At 64.5% G+C, this 15,601-nt stretch carries 11 protein-coding genes and 1 riboswitch; of the genes, 4 read left to right on the top strand and 7 right to left on the bottom strand.

Annotation, left to right across the window (positions count from 1 at the left end):
* Positions 1-1,115: FtsX-like permease family protein (locus FCK22_RS15265; RefSeq protein WP_136720538.1), on the top strand; the 1,115-nt coding region annotated here is incomplete at its 5' end.
* Positions 1,116-1,149: 34 nt separating this feature from the next.
* Here the strand turns inward: FCK22_RS15265 and gcvP are convergent.
* The 3 genes from gcvP to gcvT all read right to left on the bottom strand — a co-directional run bounded on the left by gcvP (position 1,150) and on the right by gcvT (position 5,618).
* Positions 1,150-3,996, bottom strand: a complete 2,847-nt coding sequence (gcvP, locus tag FCK22_RS15260; RefSeq protein ID WP_067265264.1) for an aminomethyl-transferring glycine dehydrogenase — start codon at positions 3,994-3,996, stop codon at positions 1,150-1,152.
* 107 nt (positions 3,997-4,103) lie between these two features.
* Entirely contained in the window at positions 4,104-4,463 is a 360-nt protein-coding gene (gcvH, locus tag FCK22_RS15255; protein ID WP_067265267.1) for a glycine cleavage system protein GcvH, read from the bottom strand.
* A gap of 21 nt (positions 4,464-4,484) precedes the next feature.
* Positions 4,485-5,618 (bottom strand): glycine cleavage system aminomethyltransferase GcvT, encoded by a 1,134-nt coding sequence (gcvT, locus tag FCK22_RS15250; protein WP_067265270.1) that lies wholly within the window; start codon positions 5,616-5,618, stop codon positions 4,485-4,487.
* A gap of 149 nt (positions 5,619-5,767) precedes the next feature.
* Positions 5,768-5,854, bottom strand: a riboswitch (glycine riboswitch).
* Between the two features lie 101 nt (positions 5,855-5,955).
* Between gcvT and FCK22_RS15245 the strand changes: the two genes are divergently transcribed.
* On the top strand, positions 5,956-6,546 hold the full coding sequence (locus FCK22_RS15245; RefSeq protein ID WP_067265272.1) for a gamma-glutamylcyclotransferase family protein: 591 nt from the start codon (positions 5,956-5,958) through the stop codon (positions 6,544-6,546).
* A gap of 108 nt (positions 6,547-6,654) precedes the next feature.
* Here FCK22_RS15245 and gltX read toward each other — a convergent pair whose 3' ends face one another.
* Positions 6,655-7,992 carry a glutamate--tRNA ligase gene (gene gltX, locus FCK22_RS15240; protein ID WP_067265275.1) on the bottom strand — a complete coding sequence of 446 codons (1,338 nt, stop codon included), beginning with the start codon at positions 7,990-7,992 and terminating at the stop codon, positions 6,655-6,657.
* A 67-nt stretch (positions 7,993-8,059) separates the two neighbouring features.
* Complete coding sequence (locus tag FCK22_RS15235; RefSeq protein ID WP_136720537.1) at positions 8,060-9,604, bottom strand: 2-isopropylmalate synthase; 1,545 nt, start codon at positions 9,602-9,604, stop codon at positions 8,060-8,062.
* A gap of 205 nt (positions 9,605-9,809) precedes the next feature.
* Here FCK22_RS15235 and FCK22_RS15230 point away from each other — a divergent pair, with 205 nt between their 5' ends.
* Positions 9,810-11,240 (top strand): nitrilase-related carbon-nitrogen hydrolase, encoded by a 1,431-nt coding sequence (locus FCK22_RS15230; protein ID WP_067265279.1) that lies wholly within the window; start codon positions 9,810-9,812, stop codon positions 11,238-11,240.
* Here the strand turns inward: FCK22_RS15230 and FCK22_RS15225 are convergent.
* Both FCK22_RS15225 and FCK22_RS15220 read right to left on the bottom strand, forming a co-directional pair.
* Entirely contained in the window at positions 11,237-12,763 is a 1,527-nt protein-coding gene (locus tag FCK22_RS15225) for a cryptochrome/photolyase family protein (RefSeq protein WP_197470917.1), read from the bottom strand. The two genes, FCK22_RS15230 and FCK22_RS15225, sit on opposite strands and share 4 nt — an antisense overlap.
* The gene (locus FCK22_RS15220; protein WP_248646544.1) at positions 12,760-13,440 is read right to left on the bottom strand and encodes an SDR family NAD(P)-dependent oxidoreductase; all 681 of its coding nucleotides are present in this window, start codon (positions 13,438-13,440) and stop codon (positions 12,760-12,762) included. The genes FCK22_RS15225 and FCK22_RS15220 overlap by 4 nt, the downstream gene beginning before the upstream one ends.
* 284 nt (positions 13,441-13,724) lie before the next feature.
* Here FCK22_RS15220 and FCK22_RS15215 point away from each other — a divergent pair, with 284 nt between their 5' ends.
* On the top strand, positions 13,725-15,293 hold the full coding sequence (locus FCK22_RS15215) for a 2-isopropylmalate synthase (RefSeq protein ID WP_067265283.1): 1,569 nt from the start codon (positions 13,725-13,727) through the stop codon (positions 15,291-15,293).
* Positions 15,294-15,601: the final 308 nt, after the last annotated feature.

Here is a 15,601-nt window from a genome sequence, read left to right as displayed (position 1 = left end):
CGGCCATCGGCGGCCCCGGCGAAGGGGCGACGGCGGTGGTGCTGGCGCTTGGCCTCGGCCTCTCGGTGCTGGCCGCCGTGGGTCAGATCGACGGCAACCTGCGCCGGGCAATCTCGGGCAACCTGCCTGATGTGGCGCCCTCCTACTTTTTCGTCGATATCCAGAAAGACCAGATGCCCGGCTATACCGCGCGGCTTGAGGGCGATCCGGCCGTGTCGCGCATCGAAAGTGCGCCGATGCTGCGCGGCGTGATCACCCAGATCAACGGACGCCCCGCGCGTGACGTCGCGGGCGATCACTGGGTCGTGCGCGGCGACCGGGGGGTGACCTATGCCGCGCAGCCGGGCGAAGACACGCGCATCACGGCGGGGGAATGGTGGGCGCAGGATTACAGCGGCGATCCGCAGATCAGCTTTGCCGCCGAAGAGGCCGAAGAGATCGGGCTGGAACTGGGCGACACGCTCAGCGTCAACATCCTTGGCCGCGACATCACCGGCACGATCACCAGCTTTCGCGAGGTCGATTTCTCGACCGCCGGGATCGGTTTCGTGCTGACGATGAACCCCGCCGCCCTTTCAGGCGCGCCGCATAGTTTCATCTCGACCGTCTATGCCGAACCCGAGGCGGAGGCCGCGATCCTGCGCGATCTTGCCAGCGAATACCCCAACATCACCGCCATCCGCGTGCGCGATGCGATCGACCGGGTGGCGGCGGTGCTGGCCGGGCTCGCCTCGGCCATTTCCTTTGGCGCCTTGGCCACGCTGGCGACGGGGTTCATGGTGCTGATCGGGGCCGCCGCCGCAGGCACCGGCGCGCGCAGCTATGAGGCGGCGCTGCTGAAAACCATGGGCGCCTCGCGCCGTGCCATCGCCACCAGCTTTGTGCTGCGCGCCGCGCTGCTCGGCCTCTTTGCCGGGGCGGTGGCGTTGCTGGCCGGGATCACCGGTGGTTGGGCCGTGAGCCATTTCGTCATGGAGACTGATTTCGCCGTGGTCTGGCCCAATGCGTTGCTGATCATCGCGGGCGGCGTCTTGGCCACGGTGCTGGCCGGTCTGGGCTTCGCGCTGAAGGCGCTGAACGCCCGGCCCGCGGATATGCTAAGGGCGCAGGAATGATCCCGCGCCCTTAGGTGGTTTCTGGGTCTGAACCTTACTCCGCCGCTTCGGCGTAATCCTCCAGCGGCGGGCAGGTGCAGATCAGGTTGCGGTCGCCATGCACGTTGTCGACACGGTTGACCGGGGGCCAGTATTTGTCGACGCGGAAGGCACCGGGCGGGAAGCAGCCCTGCTCACGGCTGTAGGGCCGGTCGCCCCATTCCACCACCAGATCCTCCACCGTGTGCGGCGCGTTCTTGAGCGGGTTGTTGGCGCGGTCCATGCGGCCTTCCTCAATCTCGCGGATCTCTTCGCGGATCGCCAGCATCGCATCGCAGAAACGGTCCAGCTCGGCCTTGGTCTCGGACTCCGTGGGTTCCACCATCAGCGTGCCCGCCACCGGCCAAGACATCGTCGGCGCGTGGAAGCCGCAGTCGACCAGACGCTTGGCGACATCCTCGTTGGTGATCCCCGCGGTCTCCTCGTAAGGGCGCACGTCGATGATGCATTCATGCGCCACCCGGCCGGAGGGGCCTTTGTAGAGCACGTCGTAAGCCCCTTCGAGCCGCTTGGCGATGTAGTTGGCGTTCAGGATCGCCGCGCGGGTCGCCTGCGTCAGACCGTCCCCGCCCATCATCAGGCAGTAGGACCAAGAGATCGGCAGCAGGGAGGGAGAGCCGTAGGGCGCGGCCGAAACGGCGGCGCCTTCCTCGTTCGGGTGCCCCGGCAGATGCGCGATCAGATGCGATTTCACGCCGATGGGGCCCATGCCGGGGCCGCCGCCGCCATGCGGGATGCAGAAGGTCTTGTGCAGGTTCAGGTGGCTCACGTCGCCGCCCAGATCGCCGGGGCGCGAGAGACCCACCATGGCGTTCATGTTGGCCCCGTCGATATAGACCTGCCCGCCGTGGTCATGGGTGATCTTGGTCACCTCATGCACAGTCTCCTCGAACACGCCGTGGGTCGAGGGATAAGTGATCATGCAACCGGCGAGGTTCTCGCTGTGCTGGTCGGCCTTGGCGCGGAAATCCTCAAGGTCGATGTCGCCGTTGGAGGCGGTCTTGATCACCACGACCTTCCAGCCGACCATTTGGGCCGAGGCTGGGTTGGTGCCGTGGGCGCTCATGGGGATGAGGCAGATGTTCCGGTGCCCCTCGCCCTTCGAACGGTGGTAGGCGGCGATGGTCAGCAGGCCCGCGTATTCGCCCTGCGCGCCGGAGTTCGGCTGCATGGAGATCGCGTCATAGCCGGTGATCTCGCAGAGTTTGTCCGAGAGATCGTCGATCATCTCGCGGTAGCCAAGCGCCTGATCAGCGGGCACGAAGGGGTGGATGAGCGAGAACTCGCGCCATGTCACCGGCATCATCTCGGCCGCGGAGTTCAGCTTCATCGTGCAGGAGCCCAAGGGAATCATCGCCCGGTCGAGCGCGAGGTCGCGGTCCGCGAGGCGACGCATGTAGCGCATCATCTCGGTCTCGGCGCGGTTCATGTGGAAGATCGGGTGCGTGAGGTAATCGCTCGTGCGCAGCAGCCCCTCGGGCAGACGGTACTCGGGCGTGAAATCATCATCCGCCTGACGGATGCCGAAGGCGCGCCAGACCGCTTCGATCGTGTCAGGGCGGGTGCGCTCGTCGAGCGTGATGCCGACGCAGTTCTCGCCCACGCGGCGCAGGTTGATGCCCTCGTCCACGGCGGATTTCATCACCGCGGCCTGCAGGGGGCCAACCTCGACGGTGATCGTGTCGAAATAGGCATCCGGCTGCACCTCGAAGCCCGCGGCCTCCAGCCCCTTGGCCAGACGCACGGTCTTGCGGTGGATGCGCTGCGCGATAGCTTTCAAGCCTTCGGGCCCGTGGAACACGGCATACATCGAGGCCATGACAGCCAGCAGCGCCTGCGCGGTGCAGACGTTCGACGTGGCCTTCTCACGGCGAATATGCTGCTCGCGAGTCTGCAACGACAGGCGATAGGCGCGGTTGCCATGGGCGTCGATGGAGACACCAACGATCCGCCCCGGCATGGCACGCTTCATGGAATCCTTACAGGCCATATAGGCGGCATGCGGGCCGCCGTAGCCCTCGGGCACGCCGAACCGCTGGGTGCTGCCCACGGCGATGTCCGCGCCCATGGCACCCGGCTCTTTCAGCAGGGTCAGCGACAGCGGGTCGGCGGTGACGATGCCCACGGCCTTGACCTCGTGCAGGGCCGCCATGTGATCGGTGAAGTCGCGCACATGGCCATAGGTGCCGGGATACTGGAAGATCGCGCCGAAGACCTTCTCGGCCTCCATCTCCTCGGGCTCACCGACGATGACCTCGATGCCCAGAGGCTCGGCGCGGGTCTTCATCACGGCGATGTTCTGCGGGTGGCAGTTGGCGTCGATGAAAAAGCCCTTGGCCTTCGATTTCGAACTGCGCTGCGCCATGGTCATCGCCTCGGCGCAGGCCGTGGCCTCGTCGAGCAGCGAGGCATTGGCAATCTCCAGCCCGGTGAGGTCGCTCACCATGGTCTGGAAGTTCAAGAGCGCTTCGAGGCGGCCCTGCGAAATCTCGGGCTGGTAGGGCGTATAGGCGGTGTACCACGCCGGGTTCTCAAGGATGTTGCGCTGGATCGCCGGGGGCGTGACGGTGCCGTGGTAGCCCTGACCGATCAGGCTGGTGAGCACCTTGTTCTTGCCCGCCACGCGACGCATGTGCTCGAGCACCTCACGCTCGCTCATCGCCTTGCCGAAGTCGAGCGGTTCTTTCGCGCGAATCGCTTTCGGCAGCGTGTCGTCGATCAGCGCATCAAGGCTCTCGGCGCCCACGGTGTCGAGCATCTGAGACATCTCGGTAGGGGACGGGCCAATGTGACGCCGATTGGCGAAATCATAGGGCAGATAATCGGTGGGCTTGAAGCTCATGTCGGGTTCCTCGTCACGGCGCGGCAGGGCGCCCCCTGTTTGTGGCGCGCCGCCCATGGGGCGACGCAGGTGATCAGCATCGCCGGTCCCCCGGCGCGCGCGGCGGTTTAGCCGATGAATTTCTGATAGGCGGCTTCGTCCATGAAGTCGTCCATCTGGCTGGCGTCAGAGACCTTCATCTTGAAGAACCACGCCTCGCCCTGCGGGTCGTCGTTGACCATGCTGGGGTTGTCGGTCAGCGCGCCGTTCACTTCCGTGATCTCGCCATCGATGGGCGCAAGGATGTCCGACGCCGCCTTCACGGATTCGATCACGACGACCTCGTCGTCCTTGCTGACGGTGGTGCCTTCCTCAGGCAGTTCCACGAATACGACATCGCCCAGCTGCTCGGCGGCGTGGTTGGTGATGCCCACGACCACTTCGTCACCCTCGACGCGCAGCCATTCATGCTCTTCGGTAAATTTCATAATGGAGTTCCCTGTGTAGATTCAGCGTTTGAAGTTCGCCGCGACGAACGGCATTTTCGTGACAGTCAGTGGCAAGCGCTTGCCGCGCACCTCGCCCCAAAGCGCGGTGTCGACCTTCGCATGCTCGGCGCTGACATATCCCATGGCAACCGGGCCGCCAACCGTCGGACCAAAGCCGCCCGAGGTCACGCGGCCAACCTCATTGCCACCCTCGGCGGCATCATAAATGGCGACCCCCTCACGCATCGGCGCGCGCCCCTCGGGCAGCAACCCCACGCGCTTGCGCGGCGCGCCGTCGGCCAGTTGTTGCAAGATCACCCCCGCGCCCGGGAAGCCGCCCGCGCGGGCGCCATCTTCGCGCCGCACCTTCTGGATCGCCCAGTTCAGCGCCGCCTCGACCGGCGTGGTGGTGGTGTCGATGTCGTGACCATAAAGGCAAAGCCCGCCTTCCAAGCGCAGACTGTCGCGCGCCCCAAGGCCGATCGGTTCGACCTCCTCCATCGCCAACAGCTTCTGCGCCAGCGCCACCGCGTCACCATTGGCGACGGAAATCTCGTAGCCATCCTCCCCGGTGTAACCCGACCGCGACAGGGTGACCGTGATCCCATCAAGATCGACGTCCCGCGCCACATCCATAAATTTCATATCCGCCACCGAGGGCTGCAACCGCGCCAAGGCGGCCTCGGCCTGCGGCCCCTGCAACGCCAGCAGCGCGCGGTCATCCAGCACCTCGATCTCGCAACTGTCCGACAGGGCCTCCCGCATCAAGGCGATGTCATCATCCTTGCACCCGGCATTCACCACGACAAACAGATGATCGCCCAGATTGGCCAACATCAGGTCATCCAGAATACCGCCATTGGGATCGGTAAACATGGCATAGCGCTGGCGCATCTCGCCCAAACCCAGCACATCGACCGGCACGAGCCGCTCCATCGCCAAGGCCGCATCCTCATAGCTGCCAGACTTCGCTCGAACGACGACCTGCCCCATGTGGCCCACATCGAACAACCCGGCGGCGGCGCGGGTGTGCAGATGTTCCTTCATCACACCAAGGGGGTATTGCACGGGCATGGAATAGCCCGCGAAGGGCACCATCTTGGCCCCCAGTTCCACATGCAAATCATGCAATTCCGTCTGCTTGAGATCGCTCATCCGGTTCGCCTTTCCTGTCGCTTCCGGATGACCTTTTGACCATGCCGGCACCTTAGCGCCGCAAATGCCGCGCCTGATGCCCCCTCTGTCCTTCCGCCTGAGATCGTTATCCCTTCGGCGTGCGCATCCGCGCCCCTCTCCAGAGTCTTGGTCACATCACGGTCCTGGGGCCTGAGAGTTTCCGGGGCGGTTGCTCCTTCGGCATCGGTGTTAACCGATTCTCCCGTGACGATTGGGCCTTTCGTATGCTGGGGCATACCTCTGCGTCAAGCATGCTTGTGAGCGGGTGCGACACATGTTTTCTTACCGGCAACACGGCAGATGGAAAGCACCCCACATGACCCCCTATTTCTTTGGCTACGGCAGCCTCGTGAACCGCAACACCCATAGCTACCCCGATGCCCGCCCGGCGCAGCTCGACGGCTGGCGCCGCCAATGGGTCCGCACCGAAGGCCGCGATATCGTCTATCTTTCCGTGGTGCAGCACCCCGCTACCCGCATCGACGGGCTGATCGCCGCCGTGCCGGGCGCGGATTGGGCCGCGCTGGACAAACGCGAATACAGCTACGAACGCCACGCCTCAGGCGGCGCGGTGGTGCATGACCTGACCCCCGCCCCCGACATCGCCCATTACGCGATCCCCGCCGACATCGCGGTGACCCACGGCGATCACGTCATCCTGCTCAGCTATCTCGATGTGGTGGTCCAAGGCTTCCTGCGCGAATTCGGCACCGAGGGCGCGGCACGCTTTTTCGACACGACCGACGGCTGGGACACGCCCATCCTCGACGACCGCGCAGCCCCCCTCTACCCGCGCCACCAAACGCTGACAGAGGCGGAAACCGCCGTGGTCGACCACCACATGGAACGCCTATCAGTGCAGATCAAAGAACGCGCCGAAACAACCTTCGCCGCAAGGAACTTCTAAGGGCCAAAACACGCCCCCCCCAAAACCTCCTTCATCCTTTCTTAAATACCCTCGTGGGTCCGGGGGCAGCGCCCCCGGGAGGCTGCCTCAAGCCCCCAAGCCCGCCAATCAGCCGCGCGCCTTCACCACCTGCAACAGCGGCATCACCTGCGCCATCTCCGGCCCGTGCTCCTGCCCCGTCAGCGCCAGACGCAGTGGCCGGAACAGCCCGCGCCCCTTCCGGCCCGTGGCTTCCTTGACCGCTGCGGTCCAGCTGGACCAAGTGGTCTCATCGAAAGGCATTTCGGGCAGCAGCAGCATGGCCTCCGCCACGAATTCGCGGTCTTCTTCGGCGATCACCGGCTCCGCCCCGTCGCGGAACATGGCCCACCAGGGGCCGAGGTCTTTCAGGGTCGAGATATTCTCGCGCGTCACGGCCCAGAATTGCGCGGCCTTGTCTTCCGGCACGCCGAGGGCGGTGATGTCGTCTTTCACGGCTTCCAGCGGCAATTGCTGCAAGTAGCGCCCAGTCAGCGGGAAGAGGTCAGCCACGTCGAATTTCGTCGGGGCCGAGCCGAAGCGGTTGATGTCAAAGCCGTCGATCAGCTCTGCCATATCCGTGCGCAGTTCCACCGGATCGGAGGACCCGAGCCGCGCCATCAGGCTCAGAAGCGCGAAGGGCTGGACGCCCTGCTCGCGCAGATCGCGCAGCGCCAATGTGCCCAAACGCTTGCTCAACGCCTCGCCCTGTGGGCCGGTCAGCAGCGAGTGGTGCGCGAAGGAGGGGACATTACCCTGCCCAAGCGCCTCCATGATCTGGATTTGCGTGGCGGTGTTGGTCACATGGTCCGAGCCGCGCACCACATGGGTCACGCCCATCTCGGTGTCATCCACAACGCTCGCCAATGTATAAAGGATCTGCCCGTCGCCGCGGATGAGCACCGGGTCACTGACCGAAGCCGCATCGATGGAAATATCGCCAAGGATACCATCGTCCCATTCGATCCGCGCGTGATCCAGCTTGAAGCGCCAGACACCATCACCACGTTCGGCCCGAAGGGCAGCTTTCTCTTCGCCCGACAGGTTCAGCGCGGCGCGGTCATAGACCGGCGGCTTGCCCATGTTGAGCTGTTTCTTGCGCTTGAGGTCCAGCTCTGTCGGCGTCTCGAAAGCCTCGTAGAAACGGCCCTTTTCGCGCAGGTCATCGGCGGCGGCGTGGTAGCGGTCCAGCCGCTCGGACTGGCGCTCGACCCGGTCCCACTCCAGACCCAGCCATTCGAGGTCTTGCTTGATGCCATCGACATATTCTTCCTTGCTGCGCTCGGGATCGGTGTCGTCGATGCGCAGGATGAAAGTGCCGCCCGCCTTGCGCGCGATGAGGTAGTTCATCAGCGCGGTGCGCAGGTTGCCCACATGGATATAGCCAGTGGGGGACGGGGCGAAACGGGTGATTGTGGGGTTGGACATCTGGCGTACTCCTGTTGCGCGCGGGATTGCCACAGGGCGCGGGCGTTGTCCAGCAAAGGCGGGGGGGTCAGCCCCCGTCTGCTGCGGTGCCGGTCTGCGTGGGCGTAGCCTCTGACGTATCCGCGTCGGTGCTGTCTTCGGGCGCGGGTGTTTCGGTGGCCGCTTCTTCACCGTCAGCCTCTTCCGAAGCCGCCTCCGCCGCCTCCGAGGTTTCGGCCCCGGCGGACCCATCGCTCAGCGCGCCATTCTCCCATTCGCCCGAGGCTTCCTCGCCGCTGGCATAGCGCATGGTGCCGCTGCCCTGCCGCTTGCCCGCTTTGAAGGTGCCCTCATAGACATCGCCATTGGCATAGGTCGCAACACCCTGCCCTTCGATCTCACCCTCGGTCCACTCGCCCTCATAGACGAAACCGCTGGCCATGGTGATCTTGCCCTGCCCGTGGCGCTGGCCGTTCCTGAAGGCCCCCTCGTAAACGGTGCCATCGGGATAGGTCGCCTTGCCCTGCCCGTGCCGCTGGCCGTCCTGCCAGCCGCCCTCATAGCGGTAGCCATCTGCATAGGTCATCACGCCTTGGCCGTGGTTGCGGGCATCTTTGAACGCGCCTTCATAGACCACGCCGTTGGTATAGGTGGCGATCCCCTCGCCCTCGATCACCCCGGCGACCCATTCGCCCTCATAGGTCGAGCCATCGGGATAGGTGATCTTGCCCATGCCATCGGCCAGATCATTGCGGAAGGTGCCGACATAGACCGACCCGTCGGGATAGGTCACCTGCCCCTCGCCTTCGATCTGCCCGGCCACCCAAGAGCCGGTGTAAACATAGCCATCGGTGCCGGTAAATGTGCCCTGCCCGTCGCGGCGGTCATCCTTGAAATCGCCCTCATAGGTGTCACCGTTTTCATAGGTGACCTTGCCCTTGCCCTCACGGCGGCCTGCGACCAGCGTGCCTTCGTAGACGTCGCCATTGGGTTGGGTCAGTGTGCCGGTGCCGTCGATCTGGCCGTCTTTCCATTTCCCCACATAGACCAGCCCGTCGGGCATGGTCAGCGTGCCTTCGCCGCTGCGTTTACCGGCTTCAATCTCCCCTTCATAGACCGCGCCATCGGGGTAGGTGATCGTGCCCACGCCCTGTTTGACGCCATCGACCCAATCGCCCTTGTATTCATAGCCACCGGGGCTTTGCATCACGCCCTTGCCGTGGTGTTTGGCGTTGCGGAACTCGCCCTCATAGCGCACGCCATTGGCGTAGATCGCCACGCCCTGCCCCATGATCGCGCCCGCTTCCCATTCGCCCTCATAGGTGCCGCCATCGGCAAAGGTGATCTTGCCCAGACCGTCTGGCTTGCCCTTGGCGAAATTGCCCTCATAGACCGATCCGTTGGGGAAACGTGCGACACCTTCGCCCTTGATCTCCCCCTCGACCCACTCGCCGGAGTATTCATAGCCATTGGGCAGCTTATAGGTGCCGGTGCCATGCTGAAGACCGCCTTGAAAGGTGCCCTCATAGATGCCGCCGTCGTCATATTCCTTGGTCAGCACCTGCCCGTCCTGCGCCGCAAGCGGCGTGGCCAGAAGGGCGATCAGACAGAGGGGCAGGCTGCGGTGCAACATGGGCGGAAATTCCCGATCTCGTTAAGTGGCATTTGGCCCGAGGTTACGGGTGATAGAGGGCAGAGGCAACGTGTTTGCAAGAGGGGCACGCCGGTTTGGGCGGATCCCGCGCACCCGGTGCTGCGGGTCAGCTCTGCGCACGGGGGTTTCGCCCCCGGTCCGATCTGCTAGATCCACCCGGTGCCAGCCAGCCCGGAGCCTTGCCATGTCAGACCGTTTCCGCCTCACCCTCGGGCAGTTGAACCCCACCGCCGGTGATCTGCCCGGAAACGCGGCATTGGCCCGCGACGCATGGCAGGCCGGGCGCGATGCAGGCGCGCAGATGGTCGCCCTGCCCGAACTTTTCCTGACCGGACATGACGCGCAAGGGCTGTCGCAAAACCCTGCCTTTCAGCGCGATGTCTTGGCGCAGCTTGAAGCGCTGGCCGCGCATTGCGCCGATGGCCCCGCCTTGGCACTTGGCGCGCCGTGGGTCGCGGCAGGCAAGCTCCACAACGCATACCTCCTCCTGCAAGGTGGAAAGATCGCGCACAGGGTGCTGCAACACGCGCCCCGACCGCGCACGCCCTTCGATCCCGCGCCGATCAGCGGCCCCTATGCGGTGGCGGGGCTGCGCATCGGCTCTCCCATCGGCGCGGATTGTGAGACGGGCGACGTGGCCGAAACGCAGGCCGAAACGGGGGCCGAACTGCTGTTGATCCCCCATGCCGCGCCCCATTTGCGCGGCGCGATGGAGCGGCGCCTCAACCACATGGTCGCGCGGGTGATCGAGACGGAACTGCCGGTGATCCACCTCAACATGACCGGCGGCGAGGGTGAGACGGTTTTCGATGGTGCCACATTCGCGCTGAACCCCGGCGGCAAGCTGGCATTGCAGATGCCTGCCTTCGACACAGCGCTTGCCCATGTCGATCTGGAGCGCGGGCCGGAGGGCTGGCGGATCGTGGAAAGCGCCTTCGCGCCGCAGCCGGAGGCGCTGGAACGGGACTACCGCGCCTTGGTCGTGGGGCTGCGGGACTATGTTGCCAAAACCGGCGTTTCCAAAGTGCTGATCGAACAGGCCGGGGGGAACGATACCGCGCTCGCGGCGGCAATCGCGCGGGATGCCTTGGGGGCCGAGAATGTCCGCCAGATTGACGTGCCGATGTCAGAACATCTGCACGCCGCGCTGCGGGATGAACTGGCTGCGCTCGGGGCAGAAGTCAGCGCCGAGACGCTCACCCCTCCCCTGCGCGGCCTGATGCTGCACGCCTTGGCCGATGACGCGGGGGAGATGCTGCTCACCGCACAGAACAAATCCGCCGCCGCCATGGGGATTGCGGCCCTGATGGGGGATTTCAACCCGGTCAAAGACCTTTACCAAACCGAGGTGCGGGCGCTTTGCGACTGGCGCAGCAAAAAGGTGCGGGCATGGATGCATGGGCAAGCGCCCAGCCCGACCCCCGACACGGAAGAGGCCGGTGCCGAGGACGCGATCCTGCGCATCCTGCTGGAGGACGGCGGCCACGTTGATGACTGTGTGGCGGCCGGCTACGCGCCGCAGAGCGCGCAGAGGATTGCAGGGCGGATCGCGGTGGCAAAGGCGCGCAAGGGGCCAACCGTTCCCGGCCTGCGTTTGAAAGCAGCGACGGCCTAGACCGTCTCGCCCGCGTCCAACCGCTGCAACCATTTATCCGCATCGCGCAGAACCGCCTCGCGCCGGTCGGCGTCCATACGATCCCAAGTGGCATAGATGTTTTTCATCCGCATGTTGCCCTGAAACCGCTCGCGGTGACGGTCAAGGAAATGCCAGTAGAGCAGATTGAAGGGGCAGGCCTTCGGCCCCGCCTTGGTGCTGACGCTATAGCTGCACCCTTTGCAGTAATCCGACATGCGGTTGATATAGGCCCCGGAGGAGACATAGGGTTTCGAGGCGATCACCCCGCCATCGGCGAATTGGCTCATGCCCACCGTGTTGGGCGCTTCGACCCATTCATAGGCGTCGGCGTAGACCTCCAGATACCACTCATGCACCTGATGCGGGTCGACCCCGGCCAGCAGGGCGAAATTGCCCGTCACCATCAGCCGTTGGATATGGTGGGCATAGGCGTGTTTCTGGGTCTGGCCAATCGCCTGCCGCAGGCAATTCATCTGCGTGTCGGCACCCCAATAGAAGTCGGGCAGATCCCGGTCGTGGCGCAGCACGTTGCGCACCACATAGTCCGGCCCTTCGAGGAAATAGATGCCGCGCACATATTCGCGCCAACCGAGGATCTGGCGGATGAACCCTTCGGCGGCGTTAATCGGCACCTCTCCCGCCTGCCAGGCTTCCTCGGCAGCGCGGCAGACCTCCAACGGGTCCAGCAGCCCGAGGTTGAGATAGGGTGAGATCAGCGCATGAAAGAGATAGGGCTGCCCCTCCAGCATCGCGTCCTGATAGTCGCCGAAACGCGGCAAAGCGTGGGCGATGAAATGCGCCAGCACCTGCAAGGCTTCCGCGCGCGTCGTGGCAAAGTCAAAGGGGTGCAGATCGCCGAAGTTGTCGCCAAAGCGCGCGCTCACCAGTTCCAGCACCGCCTCCACCTCGGCATCGGGGGCGAAGGTCAGCGGGTCGGGGATATCCAGCCCTTCCTTCGGAGGTTTGCGGTTGTCGTGGTCGAAATTCCACTTTCCGCCTGCGGGGTCGTCGCCCTCCATCAACATCCCCGTCTCGCGGCGCATCTCGCGGTAGAAATACTCCATCCTGAGCGCCTTGCGCCCCTCGGCCCAATCCTCAAACCGTTTGCGGCTGGCGATGAAACGGTCATCCGGCACAAGCCGTGTGGGGATCGGCGCGTGGGTCAGCGCGTTGATCAGCCGCCACTCCCCCGGCTCGGTCACGATCACCTCACCCGCGCCCGTCTCTTCCGCACGGCGGAGCAATTCGCCCACGATGGAACCCGCATTCTCGGGATCGTCCAAGGGGGTGTAGCGCAGCGTCCAGCCGTCTTCCTCCAAGGCACGCGCGAACTTGCGCATCGCGGCAAAGACCAGCGCGATCTTCTTAGGGTGGTGGCGGACATATTCCGCCTCTTGCGCCACTTCGGCCATGACCACCACATCGCATGCCTTATCCGCCGCGCGCAGGGACGACAGGTTTAGCGAGAGTTGATCGCCCAAGACCAAGATCAAACGGCTCACCACGGCACCGCCTTTCCGGCCCAGTCAAAGAACCCGCCGCTCTCCTCCGGGGTCAGCCCGTCGATCACGCGCAGCAGATTGCCCGCCGCCTCTTCCGGTGGGACGGCGGGATGGCGGCCAAGGTATTTCTCGGTAAAGGGCGTCTCGACCGTGCCGGGGTGCAGCGCGACGCAGATGCTCTGCGGATGGGAGCGCGTCAGCTCGATCGCGGCGGTATGCACGATCTGGTTCACCGCCGCCTTGGCGCTGCGGTAGCTGATCCACCCGCCCAGACGGTTGTCCCCGATGGAGCCGACCCGCGCCGAGAGCACGGCGAAAACCGCCCGCCTGTCGCGGGGCAAAAGCCTTGCCGCGTGGCGCAGCACCAGCGCCGGGCCGACCGCGTTCAGCGCGAATTGATCCAGCATCGCCTTTTGCGTGACGGCACGCAGCGATTTCTCTGGCGTGGCCCCGTCGATCTCCAAGGCGCCGGTGGCGACGATCACCGCGTCGAAAGGGCCGCTCAGCCCCTCCAGCACGGCATTGACCGATGCCTCATCCGTCAGGTCCAGACCATCGCCCGCGCGGGACAGGGCCGTCACCGTATCGCCGCGCGCACGCAGAGCCGCACTCAGCGCCGCGCCGATCCCGCCGCTGGCCCCGATCACCAGCACCCGCGCGCTCATGCCGCCGCCCATGGTATCGCTTGTCGCTCCATCCTGATCTCCCTTGCTTATAGGCAGATAGGCGACGCTGACGCAGGGGCAAACAAAAGCCGCAACACCCCCTTTTCATTTGAAAAGACGGGCGTATAACTACTCCCATGACACAGGCCGTCCATATCCCGACCCTGCCGCGCAACTGCGCGGGCCTGCTGCGCGCCAACTTGCTGCACCTAATCCGCCTCTGAGCGTGCCCTTCGGCGCGCCCGCTCAGAGGGATGTGTTGCGCGCCAAGGATACCAGCAAAGAAAGAACCCAGGATGACAGATATGACGAAACAGGACCGTGTGCTGATCTTTGACACCACCTTGCGGGATGGCGAACAATCCCCCGGGGCGACGATGACCCATGCCGAGAAGCTTGAGATCGCCTCGCTCTTGGATGAGATGGGCGTCGACATCATCGAGGCCGGTTTTCCCATCGCCTCAGAAGGTGATTTCAAAGCGGTTTCCGAAATCGCGCGGCAGAGCCAGAATTCCGTGATCTGCGGCCTTGCCCGGGCGCAGTTGGGCGATATCGACCGTTGCTGGGAAGCGGTGAAACACGCCGCCCAGCCGCGCATTCACACCTTCATTGGCACCTCGCCCCTGCACCGCGCCATTCCGAACCTCACCCAAGACGAGATGGCCGATCGCATCCATGAGACGGTGAGCCATGCCCGCAACCTCTGCGACAACGTGCAATGGTCGCCGATGGATGCCACGCGGACCGAGCTCGACTACCTCTACCGGGTGGTGGAGATCGCCATCAAGGCGGGCGCCACGACGATCAACATCCCCGACACCGTGGGCTACACCGCCCCGCGCGAGAGCGCCGATCTGATCGCGAAGCTTCTGGAAAACGTGCCCGGCGCGGATGAGATCGTCTTTGCCACCCATTGTCACAACGACCTCGGCATGGCGACGGCCAACAGCCTCGCTGCCGTCGAGGCCGGGGCGCGGCAGATCGAATGCACCATCAATGGCTTGGGCGAACGCGCGGGCAACACGGCGCTCGAAGAGGTCGTCATGGCGCTGAAAGTGCGCAACGACATCATGCCCTATGAGACCCGCATCGACAGCCGCAAGATCATGAACATCTCGCGCCGGGTCGCCGCCGTCTCGGGCTTTGCCGTGCAGTTCAACAAGGCCATTGTCGGCAAGAACGCCTTTGCCCATGAGAGCGGCATCCACCAAGACGGCATGCTGAAGAACGCCGAGACTTTCGAGATCATGCGCCCCGAGGACGTGGGTCTGACCGAGACCAACATCGTCATGGGCAAGCACTCGGGCCGCGCCGCGTTGCGGTCCAAGCTCGAAGACCTCGGGTTTGAACTGGGCGACAACCAGCTCAAGGATGTTTTTGTGCGGTTCAAGGAATTGGCCGACCGCAAGAAGGAAATCTACGAGGATGACCTCATCGCGCTGATGCGCACCGCGACGGACCCCGAGGAAGACCGCATTCGCCTGAAATCGCTCAAGGTCGTTTGCGGCACCGATGGCCCGCAGACCGCCGATATGGTGCTTGAGATCGACGGTGCGGAGCAGACCACGAACCAGACCGGCGACGGCCCCGTCGATGCGGCGTTCAACTGCATCAAGGCGCTGGTGCCGCATTCCGCGCGGTTGCAGCTTTATCAGGTGCATGCGGTGACCGAAGGCACCGACGCGCAGGCGACGGTTTCCGTGCGGATGGAGGAAGAGGGCCGCATCGTGACCGGCCAGTCGGCGGATACCGATACCGTGGTGGCGAGCGTGCGGGCCTATATCCACGCGCTGGGCCGCCTGTTGGTGCGGCGCGAGAAGGGCGGCACGGACAAGCGCGAGATTAATTATAAAGATGTGAGTTGAATTATAGGGCGGGGGCAACCCCGCCTTTTTACGTATACAGTATGGAAGTAGGGCATCGCCTGCCCGCGGGGTGGCGAACCAAACCTTAATTCATACCACTTTATTGATCTGCCATGGCGCACCCTCAAAATGGCATACCCAGCCTCACTAAATCGCCTCCCCGTCCGGGCGGGCAGGCGATGCCCGGCGCCTGCGGCTTGATTCCGGGCCCGGTGGCAACTTCAATACGGGTTCTTCGCCCCGCGATCGTCACTCAGCGACGCCTGCCCCCGCTCCACGATCTTCACCACTGCATCCGCGAGATGCTG

Source organism: Sulfitobacter sp. 15WGC (genome assembly GCF_005068605.1).
GTDB lineage: Bacteria > Pseudomonadota > Alphaproteobacteria > Rhodobacterales > Rhodobacteraceae > Sulfitobacter > Sulfitobacter faviae.
The sequence above is the reverse complement of the archived record's forward strand: the minus strand, read 5'-3'. Positions and strand labels throughout refer to the sequence as shown.